Annotated in this window: 17 protein-coding genes; 12 read left to right on the plus strand and 5 right to left on the minus strand. The window is 66.6% G+C overall.

Going from position 1 to position 15,709, the window contains the following annotated elements:
• Nucleotides 1-144: 144 nt before the first annotated feature.
• From KXD98_RS04865 to KXD98_RS04895, 7 genes are read left to right on the plus strand one after another with little or no spacing between them, the layout of a single operon-like run.
• The gene (locus KXD98_RS04865; protein WP_260762134.1) at nt 145-417 is read left to right on the plus strand and encodes a hypothetical protein; all 273 of its coding nucleotides are present in this window, start codon (nt 145-147) and stop codon (nt 415-417) included.
• Nucleotides 414-2,213, plus strand: coding sequence for an acetate--CoA ligase (gene acsA / locus KXD98_RS04870; RefSeq protein WP_260762135.1), 1,800 nt, complete (start codon nt 414-416; stop codon nt 2,211-2,213). Before KXD98_RS04865 ends, acsA begins: the two co-directional genes overlap by 4 nt.
• Nucleotides 2,213-3,184, plus strand: coding sequence for a pyruvate dehydrogenase (acetyl-transferring) E1 component subunit alpha (gene pdhA, locus KXD98_RS04875; protein WP_260764987.1), 972 nt, complete (start codon nt 2,213-2,215; stop codon nt 3,182-3,184). Before acsA ends, pdhA begins: the two co-directional genes overlap by 1 nt.
• Nucleotides 3,181-4,158, plus strand: a complete 978-nt coding sequence (locus tag KXD98_RS04880) for an alpha-ketoacid dehydrogenase subunit beta (RefSeq protein ID WP_260762136.1) — start codon at nt 3,181-3,183, stop codon at nt 4,156-4,158. Before pdhA ends, KXD98_RS04880 begins: the two co-directional genes overlap by 4 nt.
• On the plus strand, nt 4,155-5,402 hold the full coding sequence (locus KXD98_RS04885) for a dihydrolipoamide acetyltransferase family protein (protein ID WP_260762137.1): 1,248 nt from the start codon (nt 4,155-4,157) through the stop codon (nt 5,400-5,402). The genes KXD98_RS04880 and KXD98_RS04885 overlap by 4 nt, the downstream gene beginning before the upstream one ends.
• A 4-nt stretch (nt 5,403-5,406) precedes the next feature.
• A complete protein-coding gene (locus KXD98_RS04890; protein WP_260762138.1) occupies nt 5,407-5,661 on the plus strand; it encodes an acyl carrier protein in 255 nt (84 codons plus the stop codon).
• Nucleotides 5,658-6,800 (plus strand): site-2 protease family protein, encoded by a 1,143-nt coding sequence (locus KXD98_RS04895; protein ID WP_260762139.1) that lies wholly within the window; start codon nt 5,658-5,660, stop codon nt 6,798-6,800. Before KXD98_RS04890 ends, KXD98_RS04895 begins: the two co-directional genes overlap by 4 nt.
• On the opposite strand, the gene KXD98_RS04900 is transcribed toward KXD98_RS04895, so the two are convergent.
• A complete protein-coding gene (locus KXD98_RS04900; RefSeq protein ID WP_260762140.1) occupies nt 6,793-7,056 on the minus strand; it encodes a hypothetical protein in 264 nt (87 codons plus the stop codon). The two genes, KXD98_RS04895 and KXD98_RS04900, sit on opposite strands and share 8 nt — an antisense overlap.
• A 361-nt stretch (nt 7,057-7,417) precedes the next feature.
• Here KXD98_RS04900 and KXD98_RS04905 point away from each other — a divergent pair, with 361 nt between their 5' ends.
• On the plus strand, nt 7,418-7,696 hold the full coding sequence (locus KXD98_RS04905; protein ID WP_260762141.1) for a DUF1876 domain-containing protein: 279 nt from the start codon (nt 7,418-7,420) through the stop codon (nt 7,694-7,696).
• Nucleotides 7,697-7,733: 37 nt separating this feature from the next.
• Complete coding sequence (locus KXD98_RS04910) at nt 7,734-8,249, plus strand: hypothetical protein (protein WP_260762142.1); 516 nt, start codon at nt 7,734-7,736, stop codon at nt 8,247-8,249.
• Here the strand turns inward: KXD98_RS04910 and KXD98_RS04915 are convergent.
• Nucleotides 8,242-9,123 (minus strand): alpha/beta fold hydrolase, encoded by an 882-nt coding sequence (locus KXD98_RS04915; RefSeq protein WP_260764988.1) that lies wholly within the window; start codon nt 9,121-9,123, stop codon nt 8,242-8,244. The genes KXD98_RS04910 and KXD98_RS04915 overlap by 8 nt on opposite strands.
• Before the next feature lie 327 nt (nt 9,124-9,450).
• On the opposite strand from KXD98_RS04915, the gene KXD98_RS04920 reads away from it, so the two are divergent.
• Together KXD98_RS04920 and KXD98_RS04925 are read left to right on the plus strand one after the other, a co-directional pair.
• Nucleotides 9,451-10,881, plus strand: coding sequence for a CHASE3 domain-containing protein (locus tag KXD98_RS04920; protein WP_260762143.1), 1,431 nt, complete (start codon nt 9,451-9,453; stop codon nt 10,879-10,881).
• A gap of 4 nt (nt 10,882-10,885) precedes the next feature.
• Entirely contained in the window at nt 10,886-12,196 is a 1,311-nt protein-coding gene (locus KXD98_RS04925) for a hemolysin family protein (protein ID WP_260762144.1), read from the plus strand.
• On the opposite strand, the gene KXD98_RS04930 is transcribed toward KXD98_RS04925, so the two are convergent.
• Genes KXD98_RS04930 through KXD98_RS04940 form a run of 3 tightly spaced genes read right to left on the minus strand, consistent with a single transcriptional unit; the run spans nt 12,172 to nt 15,363 of the window.
• On the minus strand, nt 12,172-13,854 hold the full coding sequence (locus KXD98_RS04930; RefSeq protein ID WP_260762145.1) for a cation:proton antiporter: 1,683 nt from the start codon (nt 13,852-13,854) through the stop codon (nt 12,172-12,174). The two genes, KXD98_RS04925 and KXD98_RS04930, sit on opposite strands and share 25 nt — an antisense overlap.
• Nucleotides 13,855-13,870: 16 nt before the next feature.
• Nucleotides 13,871-14,491 (minus strand): universal stress protein, encoded by a 621-nt coding sequence (locus tag KXD98_RS04935; protein ID WP_260762146.1) that lies wholly within the window; start codon nt 14,489-14,491, stop codon nt 13,871-13,873.
• On the minus strand, nt 14,488-15,363 hold the full coding sequence (locus tag KXD98_RS04940) for a universal stress protein (RefSeq protein ID WP_260762147.1): 876 nt from the start codon (nt 15,361-15,363) through the stop codon (nt 14,488-14,490). Before KXD98_RS04940 ends, KXD98_RS04935 begins: the two co-directional genes overlap by 4 nt.
• A gap of 223 nt (nt 15,364-15,586) precedes the next feature.
• Here KXD98_RS04940 and KXD98_RS04945 point away from each other — a divergent pair, with 223 nt between their 5' ends.
• The gene (locus KXD98_RS04945; RefSeq protein WP_260762148.1) at nt 15,587-15,709 is read left to right on the plus strand and encodes a hypothetical protein; all 123 of its coding nucleotides are present in this window, start codon (nt 15,587-15,589) and stop codon (nt 15,707-15,709) included.

The following is a 15,709-nucleotide window of genomic DNA, read 5'->3' on the forward strand; positions in this document are numbered from 1 at the left end:
GAACGCGTGGAGGCAGGCAGGGTCATGCGGGCACCGTTGTAGGGACCTTCGGCACCTTCCGACAATGGTGACTTTCGTCTCTATTTCCGGGGGCCGCCCGGATGAACGATGAGGTCGATGCACCGCCGCAGAGAGAGCACGGGAATGCCCACCACATCGACCGATCGCCTCACCCTGACCCAGCGCCAGCTCGACGACGTCGCATGGGAGTTCCTGCGTTCGGAATTCACCGACGACCGCTATGCGCAATGGCCCATCGACCGCAGGCTCGACGTCTTCCTGCGCCACCGTGGTCACCGCAGGCTGCACGACGACGGAACCGCCTACAGTGCGCTGCTCGAACGCGTGATGGCCAACCTCGGCAAGGCCGCGCAGCAGGGCATACTCCGGTCGTCGAACAGCGGCGCCACGCCATGACCGTCATCCACAAGACCGACCAGGACTGGCAGGTCACTCCCAACCTCGTGGAATACGACAAGGCCCGTTCCGGGTTCGACTGGTCCGATGTGCCGAACGTGTGCGCGGGCATGGGACCCGGGTTGTGCAACATCGCTTACGCGGCCGTGGATCGCCACGCCGAGGGCCCGACGGGAACACGTACCGCGTTGCGCTTCGTCTCCTCGTCGGGCTGGGATGGCGGGCTCAGCGTCCGCGACGTGAGCTTTGCCGAACTGGGCCGGCTGGTCGCCAAGTTCACCGGTGTGCTGCGCTCGGTCGGAGTCCACAAGGGCGGTCGGGTCTACACGCTGCTCGGTCGGTGTCCGGAGCTCTACATCTCGATCCTCGGGGCGCTGCGCAACGGCAGTGTGGTGTCACCGCTGTTCTCCGCCTTCGGCCCCGAGCCGATTGCGACCCGGTTGAGCATCGGTGAAGCCGAAGTCCTGATCACCACCAGAGCGCTCTACCGCAAGAAGGTCGCCGGCATCCGCGACACGCTGACCTCGCTGCGCCACGTCCTGATCATCGACGACCATGCCAGTGAGGGTGCCGGACCGGGCACCGTGAGCTTCTGGCGGTGGATGGATGCGGCCGTCGACGACACCCCGATCGAACCCACCACCGCCGAAGACCCGGCGCTGTTGCACTTCACCAGTGGCACCACCGGAACCCCCAAGGGTGCGCTGCACGTCCACGGTGCGGTCACGATGCACTACATCACCGGGCTCTACGCGCTCGACCTTCATGACGACGACATCTACTGGTGTACAGCAGATCCCGGGTGGGTGACCGGGATGTCCTATGGAGTGATCGCCCCGCTCCTGCACGGCGTGACCTCGGTGGTCGACGAAGCAGAGTTCGACGCCCAGCGGTGGTACCGCATCCTGGAGAGCCAGGGCGTCACCGTCTGGTACACCGCGCCCACCGCGATCCGGATGCTGATCAAGGCCGGAGATGAGCTGGCCGGCGGGTATCGGTTTCCTCGACTGCGGTTTGTGGCCAGTGTCGGGGAGCCGCTCAACGCCGAAGCCGTCTGGTGGGGTAAACGGGTGCTGGGACTGCCCATTCACGACAACTGGTGGCAGACCGAGACCGGCGGGATCATGATCGCCAACACGCCGGCCTTCGACATCAAACCCGGATCGATGGGCAGGCCGCTACCCGGGGTGGAGGCCGCGATCGTCCACCGGGGCGAGGACGGCGACATCGAGGTGATCTCCAGCCCTGACGTCGAGGGTGAACTGGCGCTCAGGCCGGGGTGGCCCTCGATGTTCCGCGGCTACCTGCATCAGGATCAGCGCTACCGCAACGCGTTTTCCGGCGGGCTGTATCTGACCGGTGACATGGTCAAACGCGACCGCGACGGCTACTACTGGTTCGTGGGACGCACCGACGACGTCATCAAATCCGCCGGGCACCTGATCGGTCCCTTCGAAGTCGAGAACGCGCTGACCGACCATCCGGCGGTCGCCGAGGCCGCGGTCATCGGGGTGCCCGATCCGACCGTCGGTGAGGTGGTGAAAGCGTTTGTGACGCTGCGCGACCGCTACCAGCCCGACGAGGCGCTGCAACGCGATCTGCTGGCGCACGCCCGCAAGCGTCTGGGCGCCGCCGTGGCTCCGAAAACCATCGAGTTCACCGAGTCACTGCCGCACACCCGCAGCGGAAAGATCATGCGCAGGCTGCTCAAGGCCCGCGAACTCGGTCTCCCCGAGGGGGACACGTCGACGATAGAGACCAGTGGCGGTGTCACTGCCCCGGCGGTGACCCCGTGATGGACAGCGACCAGGCCCGCGATCTGCTGTCGGACATGGTGCGGGTCCGCCGGCTGGAAGAGAAGTGCGCTGAGCTGTACAGCCAGAGCAAGATCCGCGGATTCCTGCACCTCTACGTCGGTGAGGAAGCGGTGGCCGCCGGCTCGCTGCGCGCGTTGGACACCCAGGACGCCGTGGTCGCCACCTACCGAGAACACGCGCACGCGTTACTGCGCGGCGTACCGATGACGGCGATCCTGGCCGAAATGTATGGCAAGGTGCAGGGCTGCTCGCGCGGCCGGGGCGGATCGATGCACCTCTTCGACGCCGACCGACGGTTCTACGGCGGCAACGCGATCGTCGCCGGCGGACTGCCGCTGGCGGTTGGGCTCGCGCTGTCCGACGCCTACCTGGGCCGGCCCCGGGTGACGGCCTGCTATTTCGGCGAGGGAGCTGTCGCCGAGGGAGCGTTTCACGAATCACTGAACATGGCGGTGCTCTGGCAGCTGCCTGTCTTGTTCTGCTGCGAGAACAACCTTTACGCGATGGGCACTGCACTACGCCACGAGCTGTCGCAGACCGATGTGACCGTCAAGGCCGCCGCCTACAACGTCCCCACCATGGCCGTCGATGGAATGGACGTCGCAGCCTGCCGATTCGCCGCGCAGGAGGCCGTCGACCACATCCGCCGCAGCGGCGGCCCGTTCTTCGTGGAGTTTCGCACCTACCGATTCCGCCCGCACTCCATGTTCGACCCCGAGCTCTACCGCGACAAAGCCGAGGTCGAACAGTGGCGCACCCGGGACCCCATCGCGATGTTCACCGAGCGCTGTCTCGGCGAAGGTTTGTTGGGTCCCGACGACATCACCGCGATCGAAGATGCCGTCGGCGTCGAACTGGACGAGGCGGTGGCCTTCGCAGAAGCCGGAACATGGGAGGACGTCGCAGATCTGCAACGCGATGTGTTGACACCGGCGGGTCAGCGGTCATGAAGACCAGCTACCGCACCGCCGTGCATGACGCGCTCCGCGATGCGCTGCGCGACGACCCACGGGTCCTGCTGATGGGTGAGGACGTTGCACATTACGGCGGCACCTACGCGGTGTCGAAGGGCCTCCTCGAGGAGTTCGGACCCGACCGGGTGCGTGACACCCCGCTGTCGGAGCTGGGGTTCGTCGGGATCGGAATCGGCGCTGCGCTGGGCGGGTTGCGGCCGATCGTGGAAATCATGACGGTCAACTTCAGCCTGCTGGCACTCGACCAGATCGTCAACACCGCCGCTGCGCTGCGTCATATGTCGGGTGGCCAATTCTCGGTACCGCTGGTGATCCGGATGGCGACCGGGGCCGGCCGGCAGCTGGCCGCCCAACATTCGCACAGCCTGGAAGGCTGGTATGCCCACATTCCTGGGATCAAGGTGGTCGCCCCCGCCACGGTGGAGGACGCCTACGGGATGTTGACGGCCGCGCTGCAGGACCCCGATCCGGTGATCGTGTTCGAGCACGTGGCGCTCTACAACACCTCAGCCGACGCCGAACCGCTGGGACCCACCGATCTCGCGCGGGCGGCGGTCCGGCGAGCAGGTTCGGATGTCTCGCTGATCACCTACGGTGGCAGCCTGGCCAAGACACTCGACGCCGCCGATGAGTTGTCGCTGACCGGAATCGACTGTGAGGTCATCGATCTGCGGGTTCTGCGCCCCCTCGACACCGAGACGTTCGTGAGTTCGGTGCGCAAGACGCATCGCGCGGTGGTCATCGACGAGGGGTGGCGCACCGGCAGTCTGGCCGCCGAGATCAGCGCACAGATCACCGAACAGGCGTTCTTCGACCTCGACGCACCAGTGGGACGGGTGTGCAGCGTCGAGGTCCCGGTGCCCTACGCTCGTCACCTCGAAGAAGCGGCACTCCCGCAGCGGGACACCATCGTCATGGCTGTGCGGGAGTTGTTCGGGGGGCCGCGGTGATCGAGTTCGCGATGCCGGCTCTGGGCGCCGACATGGACGAGGGCACTCTCAACGAATGGTTGGTCAAGCCTGGCGACGCCGTCAGTCGCGGCCAGATCGTCGCTGTGGTCGAAACCACCAAGGCTGCGGTGGAAGTGGAGTGCTGGCACGACGGCACGGTCCACGAACTGCTGGTACCTGTCGGGCAGACCGTGTCGGTGGGAACTCCGTTGGCCACCCTGTTGGCGCCGGGGGAATCCGCCGAACAAGCATGCGCCGAGTCACTCGGCGGGTCTGCCACCGAAGCACTGGCCGGGCCCGTCGGGCAGCCGGAGATACCACTCGCCGAACCGGCGGACCGCCCGACGGCCCAGCCTGCGCGGCCGGCCGCGTCACCCGGCCACCGCCGGTGGGTTTCGCCCGCCGCGCGCCGCTTGGCGGCCTCGCTGCACGTCGACCTCGATGCGATCACCGGTAGCGGGCCGCAAGGTGCGGTCACCATCGCCGACGTCGAACACGCCGCAGCATTGCCACCCCATGAGCCAGCGTCGACCCATCAGCCGGCGTCGACAGTCAAACCTGCGGCAGCACAGCGTGGCATCGAGATGCGCCGGTCGATCGCCGCTGCGATGAGTCGCTCGAAACGCGAAATCCCGCACTATTACCTGCAGCAGCGCATGCTGATGGATCCGGCGCAGCACTGGCTGGCCGAGCGTAATGCGCAGCGCTCCATCACCGACCGGGTGCTGCCGGCGGTGCTGCAACTCAAGGCCGTCGCCCTGGCCGCGCGGCGCTTTCCGGAGATGAACGGATTCTGGATCGACGAGGGATTCCAACCCGCAGAGTCGGTGCATGTCGGTGTGGCGATCTCGCTGCGTGACGGCGGATTGGTTGCCCCCGCCATCCACGACGTCGCCGGCAAGAAACTCGACGAACTGATGGCCGACCTCACCGATCTGGTGCGGCGCGCCCGTGCCGGTTCGCTACGCAGCTCGGAGATGTCCGATCCCACCATCACCGTGACCAACCTCGGGGATCAGGGTGTCGACACGGTGTTCGGCATCATCTATCCGCCGCAGGTGGCACTTGTCGGTTTCGGCAAACCCGCGCAGAGCGTCTGGGCCGTCGACGGTGCGATCCGTATCGCGACGACGGTACATGCGTCGTTGGCCGCGGATCACCGTGCCAGCGACGGTCATCGAGGAGCGATGTTCCTCGCCGCGGTGGACCAACTTCTCCAACAACCCGACCAACTCGAGAAATGACGACATGAGAACAGAACAGGACATCCGCGGCGACATTGTGTCGGTACTGACCTCGATCGCCCCGGAGGTGGAACCGGACGAACTCGACGACCACGCTCTGCTGCGCGACCAGGTCGACCTCGACTCGATGGACTGGTTGAACTTCCTTGTCGGGATTCACAAGAGGCTCGAGGTCGACATCCCGGAGTCCGACTATCAGAAGCTGCGCACGCTGGCCGACGTCGTCGGATACGTCGAGCGCCACAGCACGCTGTCGTGAGCACGCAGACCGGCGTGGAAAGTGGACTCGTTCTGGGCACGGTGCGCGGCCTCACCCTCAGCGTGCACTGGAGCGTGCTGGTCATCGTCTGGCTTTTCGCCTGGAGTCTGGCGGCCACGCTGCCGCAGACCGCGCCCGGTTATCCACGAGCGACGTATTGGCTGGCCGGATTCAGTGGTGCGATATTGCTGGCGGTCGCTCTTCTGGCCCACGAGATGGCCCACGCGGTGGTGGCTCGCCGTGCCGGCATTCCCGTGCCGGAGGTGACCCTGTGGCTGTTCGGCGGGATAGCCCGGCTGGCCGGTGAAGCACGCACACCGCGCGACGAGTTCCGGATGGCCGCAGCCGGCCCCGCGCTGAGTCTGGCGCTTTCCGGACTGTTCGCCGCAGCCGCCGCGGCACTGGCCGCCGGCGGGACATCCTCCTTGGTCACCGCGGTGCTGGTCTGGCTGGCGGTCGCCAACGCGATACTGGCGATCTTCAACCTGCTGCCGGGCGCGCCGCTGGACGGCGGCCGCATTCTTCGTGCCTACCTCTGGCACCGGCACGGTGATCCTGTGCGCGCAGCCATCGGCGCGGCACGTGCAGGCTGTGTGCTGGGCTACGCCCTGATCGGCCTGGGATTGCTCCAGCTGCTCCTCGCGTCGGTCATCGGGGGCGCGTGGATGGCCTTCCTCGGATGGTTCCTGCTGACCGCAGCACGCGCGGAGAAGGTTGGCGTGCGTGCCCGCGCGTCGCTGGCCGGGGTCCGGGTTGCCGACGTCATGACACCGAACCCGCACACCGTGGCCGAGTCCGTCTCGGTCGAGCGCTTCATCGAGGACTTCCTTCTCGGGGACCGGCATTCGGCATATCCGGTGACCTCAGACGGCGGGGTGTGCACCGGGCTCGTCACACTGGCACAGGTGCGCGGTGTCCCGGCGGCCCGGCGTGCCGTCGCTCGCCTTTCCGACATCGCCATCCCGCGAGCCCGGATGGCTACCGCCGAGCCGGCCGAACCACTCGTGGCGGTGCTGGAGCGGCTGACGCCTCAAGCCGGGAACCGAGTCGTCGTGCTCGACTCAGGCCGGGCCGTCGGGGTCGTGACGGCGGCCGACGTCGCGCGGGTGATCGATGTGCGTGAGCTGGTGGCTAGGTGACACCCCGCAGCGATTGCGCGACGGTGTGCGCTGCCCGCCGCGCCTCCAGCGCGCGTTGCTGAATGCTCGCGGCTTCCCGGCGAAGTCTGCGTGCCTCGTCGACCGCAGCAACACCGGAGTGCGTCGTCTGCGCGGATCGGTCCCGCCCCCGGCGGCGGTAGGCGCGTTGTTTACATGCCGCGCAGCAATAGCGGGCGTCGGTTCGACCGAAGAACGTGAGTCCGCATTCCCAGCAGGACAACCGGGACACTCCCATGTGGCGTAACGTTACGGCTAGTTGGCCGCTGCGGGCCGCTGATCACCGGGTCTGGCCGAAATTCACACTCCGAGCCATGGACGGCGACGCTCCATGCTGCGACGATTGACGCGGCAAGACAGCGGATTGACCGTGATTGCTCGACAACCCGGGTGCGCTGTTGCGTCGCGTTGCGCGCGGTGCCGGGGGGTGAGCGCTGCTGGTTCGGGTGCCATCGGGGCGAGGGGTTCCGATGGCACCGCCACCCCCTCCGGAGCGTGCCGATGAACCTGCGCGCCTAGGTCCTTTCGGCCCTACAGCGACACCGGCGCTTGTGGATACCGTCGGATCGACGGATCAGCGTCGAGCGAAGGAGAGCGCCATGACGAGCACAATCCGTGAACCGAAAGAATGGGCCGTGGGCGTCTCGGTCGACGAGCATGACGATCACACCCGCGCGACCGCGTGGCTGGTCTGGGATGAACGGGACATCACCGGTGTCGGCGTGGCCCGCTGCAACCCGGCCGACCGCAACGTCGCGGTGATCGGCGACGAACTCGCCGTGGCACGAGCACTCTCGGACTTGGCGCGCCAGTTGTTGGCCCAGACCGCAGAGGACATCGAGAGCGTCACTCACGAGCACGTGCAGTCACTGGACTGACCCCGCCCGACTGCGGAACGGACCCGAGGAGGATTCCATGGAACGGCGCATGCCCGAAGGACGGTCGTGGTACCGCACCTGGCCCGGCATCGCCGCGGTGGCCATCGCTGCTGTCGCGGTGGTGACAGCAGCGGTCTTCGTCATCGTGCTGTCCGGCCGTCCGGAGCCTCCGAGTAGTCAGCCACCGTCGGCGCGTGCAGACATTGCGCAGTGGTGGTCGAGCGCATACCCGCATGTCACCGATTTACAGCAGGCCCTTGATGATTCGCGTAGGGCGCTCAAGGGCATGGATGGTCCCCTACTCACTGCGGCCTGCCAGCGGATGCACGATGCCGCCGGGGTTGATCTCGTCGCGCAACTGCCGGCACCGGATCGTGATCTGACTGCGGCCCTCAATGCCGCTGCGGTGGATGCGCACCAGGCGGCGCACATGTGCCTGGCGGTGCTCGAGCGGACGCTGAACAACTATGACGCCGAATTCACCTCCAACGTCGACCAGGCTGACCGCCATCTGAAGGCGGCCGTGGCCATCGTCAACCGCAACCTCACCTAGTGGCTGCGAGGTGGCGGACCAGGAAGCTGCGCTGATCGAAGGCGACACGATCGCGGACGGCGCCATGGTAGATGTCGAAGTGTCCCACCGGGTACTCGTTGATTTCCACGCAGGCGGCGCGTCCGACGGTGTGCTTGATCCACGGCGTCGAGATTTCGGCATCATCCCTCGCGAGCGTCACCAGCACCGGACAGCGGATGGCTTCTATGGTGCCGCGCCGGTACCGGGGCGCGTGGAACAGGAACCGGGGGGTTACCGCGTTGCGCCATGTCGGTGAGTGAATTTCGACGTCGGCGAACAAAGGGGCCAGCGCGGGGTCGCTGAACACGGCCCGGCCGAGGCGGCCGTAAACAGCGACGTAGTGCGGTGGGAAGCCGAATTGCCCACGAAGTGAGTCGATCACGGCGGCGACGGTCAACCGCACCGTGGCGCCGATGGAGCGAGTCAACCCGGGACGATAGTCCCGCGACCGAAAGCGTCCCCGAAGTCCCGCATACAGGTCCAGCGCCGGCACATTGGCCACCACTGCGGCGATCCCAGGGTCGGCCGCGGCGATGGTGACGACATGGCTGCCGCCCAATGAGGTTCCCCAAAGCGCGACTCGGCGTCCATCGACCATATCGAGGGTGCGCGTGTAGGCCAATGCGGCCCGGATGTCGGCCAGCTGCAGGTCTGGGTCGACCAGCTGACGTGGCTGCCCCTCACTCAACCCGAAATGGCGGTAGTCAAAGGTCAGGACTGCCAGGCCGGCGGCCGCGAACACCCGCGCGAAGTCAGGCAGAATCCAGTCCATCGTTCCCGAAAAACCATGAGCGAAAACCACACACGGATATGGGGGCGGGGTAGCCAGTGGGTGGTAGAGCATTCCGGCCATCCGGGAATCTCCGCAGGGAAATGACACCTGCTCGGTGCGGCCGCCTTCACCCACCAGACCCTCGCTTCACGTCGTGATGCTCAGCCTATTCCACGGTGAGGGCGGGTTACTCAGAGCCGTTGGTCGCTTCGGTCAGGGTCTTTGGTCCCGGAGGGATAGCGATCGCCTCACCTGTACGCTTGATGATGATACCCTTGGGGGTATCCGGCGGGTGCTGTGGAATGCGCTCTGGCGAGTTGGGGTCAGAGTGCCCTTGTGCCGGCATCGGCTGCAGCCGAATGTTGTTGGGAAGTCGGTTCGTCACCGAAGAGTTGGGGCAGCACAATCATGTCCGAGGACTACAGACTGCGGCGGATCTCGCTCAAGCAGCTCGTCGGAGTATGCCTGGGCGTGATGGCCGCGGCATTCGTCGCAGTCTCGGTGGTGGCCGCGCTCGGCCAGGTGAGTGTGACCCGCGCTGTCGACGAGCTGAGCAACTCTGTGGTGCCGATCCAGCGCGACGTGGAGGCGTTGCGACGGGCCTTCACCGATCAGGAAACCGGTCAACGTGGGTTCGCGCTGACCGGCAATACCGTCTCGTTGGATCTCTACGCGGCCGGCGTCGCCACGTCAGATGAGTTGCTCGCACGGCTGCGCCCGGCGATGGCCGATGACCCGGTAGGCCAAGCACTTATCGATCGGATCGACAGGGCAGCGGCGGCCTGGACAGCCGAGGTGGCCGAACCGCGTACTGCAGCCGAGGGCAAGGGCGTCACAGTAACTGCCCTGCAGCTTTTCGATCAGCTACGAACCGAGCTGCGTGCCCTGGCCGCGCATACCGACGGTATGGGTGAAACGCAGTTCGCACGGATTCAATCCGTGGAGAGGGCGGCGATCACCGTCCAGGCCGTCGGGGCCGTGATCGTACTAGGTGCCGTCATCAGTGCGGCGATTATGATGCAGCGCACGTTGACCCGGCCCGTCCGATCGCTGGTGCAGGAGGTCAGGGCAATCGCCGACGGCGACTACGATAAGCCGGTCGTTCGGCCGGGTCTGCGTGAAACCACCGAGATCGCCGACGCTGTGGAACAGATGCGGTTGAGCCTGCGAGCCAGCACAGATCGGCTGATCGACAGTGAGCTGCGGGAGGAACAGGCGCGCATCGCGGCGGATCTGCACGATCGGATCATCCAGCGGGTGTTCGGGCTGGGCCTGAGTCTGACGTCGGCCAACCGACGCCGAAACACTGATCTGCAACCGTTCATCGACGAAACCGACGCGATCATCCGCGACCTGCGTGAAGTGATCTTCAACCTGCACCAGGCGATTTCACCGCCCGGCCGGTCGACGCGGATCCGTTCGGCCATCATCGATGTGGTCGAGGGCAGTGTGGCGGGATGGGATTACAGCCCGACTCTGCAGTTCGAGGGCCCGATCGACGAGACACCGATTCAGCCCGAGCTGCATGCCGCGATCCTCGCGGTTGTTCGGGAGTCGCTGAGCAACGTCGCCCGGCATTCACGGGCCACAATCGCCAGCGTGACTGTCAAGGTGGACGGCGGGCAACTGCACATCACAGTGCGTGACAACGGAATCGGTGTTTCCGACGATGACGTGATGGGCCACGGCCGTCACAACATCGTCGCGCGCGCAGAGCAATTCGGCGGAACAGCGCACATCGGACAAGACCCCGCGGGCACAGGCACAGTCGTCGAGTGGGTTGTCCCGCTGCCCCGGCACAGCGCGCACGAGGCCGTGACAGCCTCGTGGGCCCCCTGATTCGGTGGACGGATACTGGCTCGACCTCACACTGGTGGGGACCCTGGTCGTGATCAATGGTGTGCTCTCGGGCAGCGAGGCCGCGTTCATCACGTTGGGCGAAGCCCAGTTGCGCGACATGGAACGCCGGGGCGGCCGCAGCGACCGCATCGTGGTGCAGCTGGCCCGCGAGCCGAACCGGTTCCTGGCAACCATCCAGCTGGGAATCACCCTCGCCGGCTTCCTCGCCTCCGCGGTGGCCGCGGTCTCGCTGGCGGCTCCGTTGCGGGCCCGACTCGAGGTTCTCGGTGCTGCCGCCGATGCCGTCAGTATCGCCGCGGTGACCGTCGTGGTCACCGCCTCGACACTGGTGGTCGGCGAACTCGCGCCCAAGCGGCTCGGCATGCAGTATGCCCGCCGTTGGACGGTCATGGTGGCGCCGGTGCTCAGGGCGCTGGCCGTATTGGCCACCCCCGCTGTCTGGCTGCTCGGCAAGGCGACCGACGTTGTGGTCCGAGCCCTGGGCGGTGATCCCGACATCGGCAAGCAGGAACCGACATTCGGCGAACTGAAGGAGCTGATCACCGGACACAGCCAGCTCAGTGCCGAGCAGCGCAAGATCATCGCCGGAGCGCTGGAGATTCACGACCGGAGGCTGCGCGAGATCCTCGTCCCTCGCCCGGCAGTGTTTCGGCTACGCGCTGATCTTCCTGTGCCGCAGGCTCTCACACAACTCGCCCAATCAGGACACACTCGGGCCCCGGTGGTGCCGACCGGCGAGCTCGACGATGCCATCGGAGTGGTGCACCTACGCGACCTGCTGGGACCGGCCGCAACGGTCACCGAGGTGGTGCGGCCGGCGTTGCTGCTGCCCGACAGCCTGCGGGTCACCGGTGCGATGTCGCGGTTGATGGCCGAACGCGAGCAGTTCGCCTTGGTGATCGGTGAGCGCGGCGGAGTCGAGGGCATCGTGGCCCTGGAGGACCTGCTGGAGGAGGTCGTCGGTGAGATCTACGACGAACTCGACAAAGACGTCACAGCGGTGCGGCTGCTACCTGACGGCAGCCGAATCCTGCCGGGTTCCTTCCCGATCCACGACCTGGTCGACCTGGGCGTCGACATCTCAGGACTGCCGGTCGGCGATTACACGACGGTCGCGGGGTTGATTCTCGGTTCACTGGGACACGTGCCGACGGCTGCGGGTGATCACGTCGACATCGCAGGCTATCGATTCGACGTGACAGCGGTGGACCGGCACGCCATCACCGAAGTGCGACTGACGCCGCACGTCGACGACGGGGCGGGTCAGCGCTACCCGGGCGGCGGCTCTGGCTGACGCCCTGGCCCCTCATCGGCGCCGTCGTCGCCGGTGGTGAGCAGGTCGTGCAAAGTCTCCGACGTCGAGTGGGCCGCAGCGGAAAACGGCTCCAGGACGATATCGACTCCGGTGGCGCGAAGGCGGTCGGCATCGAACCGGGTGTGGGCGGTGAGCGCGATCGCACCGGTGAAGTGATGTTGTCGAAGCCCCTGCAGCAACGCCAGATTGGTTTGTAGCACCGGAATCGCACTGATGACGTACCTGGCGCGGTCCAGCGGCAGTGTTTCGAGCAGGTCGATGTCCTCGGCACTTCCGAACGCCGTCGACACGCCGTTGCGGCGGTGCGTCGTCACTCCGTGCGGATCGAAATCCACCCCGAGAACCCGATGGCCGGCGTGGGTCAGTCGCTCCGCGAGATGGCTGCCGAAGCGGCCCAGTCCGAACAGGATGACGTCGAAGTCGTCGTCGCTTCGGGCCGGTGCTGGCGCGCGGCTGCGCTTGCGTTCAACACGGATGAGCCACCGTTCGAGCCGGTCGTAGAGCTGGTGGGAGTACATGATCATGTATGTCGAGCCGGCGATGGTGATGAGACCGACAACGGTGATGAGACTGACCGTGGAGTTGGTGATGTGGCCCAAGCTGAGCCCCAGCGCAGCCAGGATCAGCGAGAACTCCGATATCTGGGCCACGGTGAGACCGGCTAGGAAGCCGATCCGCACCGGGTAGCGCATCGCCGCCATGATGAAGATGACGATCAGTGGATTGCCGATCAGTACAAAAGCCGACAGGATCGAGGCGTCGAGCAGCTGGCGGCCGGCGTCGGCGAAATCCAGATGCGCTCCGAGACTGACAAAAAAGAACAACAGCAGGAAGTCGCGCAGGCTCGTCAGCCGTGCGCCGACGGCGTCGCGGAACCTGGTTCCTGCCAACGTGACTCCGGCAAGAAAGGCACCGACCTCCGAACTGAAGCCGAGCCATTCGCTCAGGGCGGCGACGGCGACCGCGTAGGCCACGCCGAACAGCATCAGTAGTTCCTGCGATCGAGCGATCTGCGGCAGGACCTGCGGCAGTACGTAACGCATCATCACCCACGTGCCGACGATCAGCGCCGCGCCTTTGGCGATCACCGCCGCGATTCCGAGACCGAGCGAGTCGCCGGTCTGTTGGCCGAATGCGGTCAGCGCGATCATCACCAGCACCACGACGATGTCCTGCACGATCAGGAACCCGACGGCGATCCGCCCGTGCAGCTGGTCGAGCTCGCGCTTGTCGGAGAGCAGCTTGACGATGATGATCGTCGACGAGAATGTCAGCGCCACCGCGACGTAGATGGCGGTGACGGTGTTCATGCCAAGTGCCAGCGCCAGGAAAAAGCCGACGACGGAAGTGAACAGGACCTGGCCCAGTCCGGTGGCCACCGCCACGGGCCCGGTGCTGCGGATCATCTGCAGATCCAGCCGTAAACCGACCAGAAACAACAGAATCGCGATGCCCAGCTGGGCCATCAGGTCGACGGTGCCGTGACTGGAGACCCAGCCCAGACCGACCGGTCCGACGGCGATGCCGACGACGATGAAGGCCACGATCAGTGGCTGGCGCAGTCTGGTGGCAATGAGGCCGGCGACGGTGGCGAATGCGAGAACGGCGGCGATGGTGGCGAATGGATGAACGTCCATATGCGATGGTGCGCCGCTACCGGTGCGGTGCGACGAGGACGGGAACCGACGAGTGCTCGATGATCTCACCGGAGACGCTACCCAGCACCCGACGAGACAGACCGCGACCGCGCCGGCCGACCACCACCACGTCGATGTCGTGCTCGGCGGCGTAGCGGCACAGCGCGGCCCCAGGCGCTCCAGCGAGAACCTCGGTGTGCACCGCGCCCGCTGTGTCGAGGTCGGCAGCTGCTGCGGCCAACCGCCGAGAAGCAGCACCGATCTCGGCCTTGGTCTCATCCTCGGCCGCCTCGTGGTGGACCACTTCGGCCAGCACCAGCAATTCAGCGATCGGTCCGAGGACGTCCGACGCCGCCGCCATGGCCTGCTGCGATTCTCCTGAGCCGTCGAGCCCTACCAGCACGCGCACACGTCGGCCCTGCTCGCGCCGTACCGGCGGCGGGGACGAGGTCGTGGTCTGCACCTGTCGGGGTTGGCGTTGCACACGTTCGATGGCGATGGGCACGAACATCAGACCCAACGGCAAGGCGACCAGGATCCACAGCGGGTCATAGCCCCGCCGGGCCATCCACACGCCCGACAGCAGCCCAGCCAGGCACCATCCGCCGACGAAAGCGGCGATGACGGCGGCGTTCACCGGGGCCGCACCACCATGACGGGTATTGTCGCGGCCTGCACCACTGCGCCGCTGACCGAGCCGAGCAGCGTGCCCGCGACGGCGCCGTAACCCCGGCTACCCACCACGAGCAGCTGAGCCGACTCGGCTCGCTCGACGAGCCGACGGGCCGGCTCATCGGCGACGACCTCGCACTCCACCGCAACGTCGGGATAGCGCTGTTGCCACGCGGCCAGCTGTTGGGTGGCGTCGCGCTCAATCTCGGGGCGTATTTCGTCCCAGTGGAAGCCCGGCATCTCGAACGCGCCCGGTGACCACCATGCGTGCAGTGCGATCAGCGTGACCCCGCGCCGCGACGCTTCGTGAAATGCGATGTCAACGGCAGGTTCGGAGGCTGGTGAGCCGTCGAAACCCAGCAGGACCGGAGCCTCGGGCGCAGGTGTCGGCTGTTCTTCACGGACCACGACGACCGGGCAGTGCGCGCGGTGAACCAGAGCCATGCTGGTGCTGCCCAGAATGGCGCGCGCGAGCCGGCCCCGGCCGCGCGAACCGACAACCACCAACCCGGCGTCACGGGATGCCTCCACCAGGGCTGCTGGCGGGCTCGCGACAGCGAACTCGGTGTTCACCGGCACCGCGCCGCCGGTGAGTTCCTGTGCCGACCTGGCGGCCGCAGTCAGCGCGTCCTCGCCGATCTGGGTCTGCCAGTCCATGAATCCCACCGGGGCTGCCCCCACCGGCCACAGACCCACCGGCAACGTGGACGCGTACAGGATGGTCAGCGTAGCCCCGTGCAGTTTGGCCTCCTCGGCAGCCCATTCCAGTGCGGGCCGCGAGGACGGCGAATCATCCACGCCCACAACTACTTTCCCGATCTCTGTGGCCGGGGACATGTGGCTCCTCTGCTCGACTGGACGGCGGCCGGCTCTGGGGTCACCCGGCAGGTCCTCCACGTTAGAGGCTGCGGGCATGAGGTCTCAAGAGCCCTTCGGCCCTGCGCCGACGCCAAGTCGAGGACCTGCGACCTTTCCGGGTGGCTGGCAGGCCAGAACACACTGACGCCAGCAGCACATCAGACGATCAGGGAGGCGTCCGACAGCGAAGGGGTGACCGGCCTTGACAGCGCGCAGCCTGGTCACCGAATTGCTGCGGCGTGACATCGGGATACCGCTGATCGCCGGTGATCGCCCGGCGTTCGCGCCGCGGATGCTGCCCGTATCGCCGGAGCACTCGATCTGA

Origin of the sequence: Mycobacterium sp. SMC-4, from assembly GCF_025263265.1 — a bacterium.
Classification (GTDB): Bacteria; Actinomycetota; Actinomycetes; order Mycobacteriales; family Mycobacteriaceae; genus Mycobacterium.

Excerpts from the sequence above, each read along its gene's own strand:
- KXD98_RS04920 (WP_260762143.1), top strand. The coding sequence starts at position 9,451 with ATGTCCGAGGACTACAGACTGCGGCGGATCTCGCTCAAGCAGCTCGTC.
- KXD98_RS04900 (WP_260762140.1), bottom strand. The coding sequence starts at position 7,056 with ATGGGAGTGTCCCGGTTGTCCTGCTGGGAATGCGGACTCACGTTCTTC.
- KXD98_RS04880 (WP_260762136.1), top strand. The coding sequence starts at position 3,181 with ATGAAGACCAGCTACCGCACCGCCGTGCATGACGCGCTCCGCGATGCG.
- KXD98_RS04910 (WP_260762142.1), top strand. The coding sequence starts at position 7,734 with ATGGAACGGCGCATGCCCGAAGGACGGTCGTGGTACCGCACCTGGCCC.
- KXD98_RS04940 (WP_260762147.1), bottom strand. The coding sequence starts at position 15,363 with ATGTCCCCGGCCACAGAGATCGGGAAAGTAGTTGTGGGCGTGGATGAT.
- pdhA (WP_260764987.1), top strand. The coding sequence starts at position 2,213 with ATGGACAGCGACCAGGCCCGCGATCTGCTGTCGGACATGGTGCGGGTC.
- acsA (WP_260762135.1), top strand. The coding sequence starts at position 414 with ATGACCGTCATCCACAAGACCGACCAGGACTGGCAGGTCACTCCCAAC.
- KXD98_RS04930 (WP_260762145.1), bottom strand. The coding sequence starts at position 13,854 with ATGGACGTTCATCCATTCGCCACCATCGCCGCCGTTCTCGCATTCGCC.
- KXD98_RS04915 (WP_260764988.1), bottom strand. The coding sequence starts at position 9,123 with ATGGCCGGAATGCTCTACCACCCACTGGCTACCCCGCCCCCATATCCG.
- KXD98_RS04890 (WP_260762138.1), top strand. The coding sequence starts at position 5,407 with ATGAGAACAGAACAGGACATCCGCGGCGACATTGTGTCGGTACTGACC.
- KXD98_RS04905 (WP_260762141.1), top strand. The coding sequence starts at position 7,418 with ATGACGAGCACAATCCGTGAACCGAAAGAATGGGCCGTGGGCGTCTCG.
- KXD98_RS04865 (WP_260762134.1), top strand. The coding sequence starts at position 145 with ATGCCCACCACATCGACCGATCGCCTCACCCTGACCCAGCGCCAGCTC.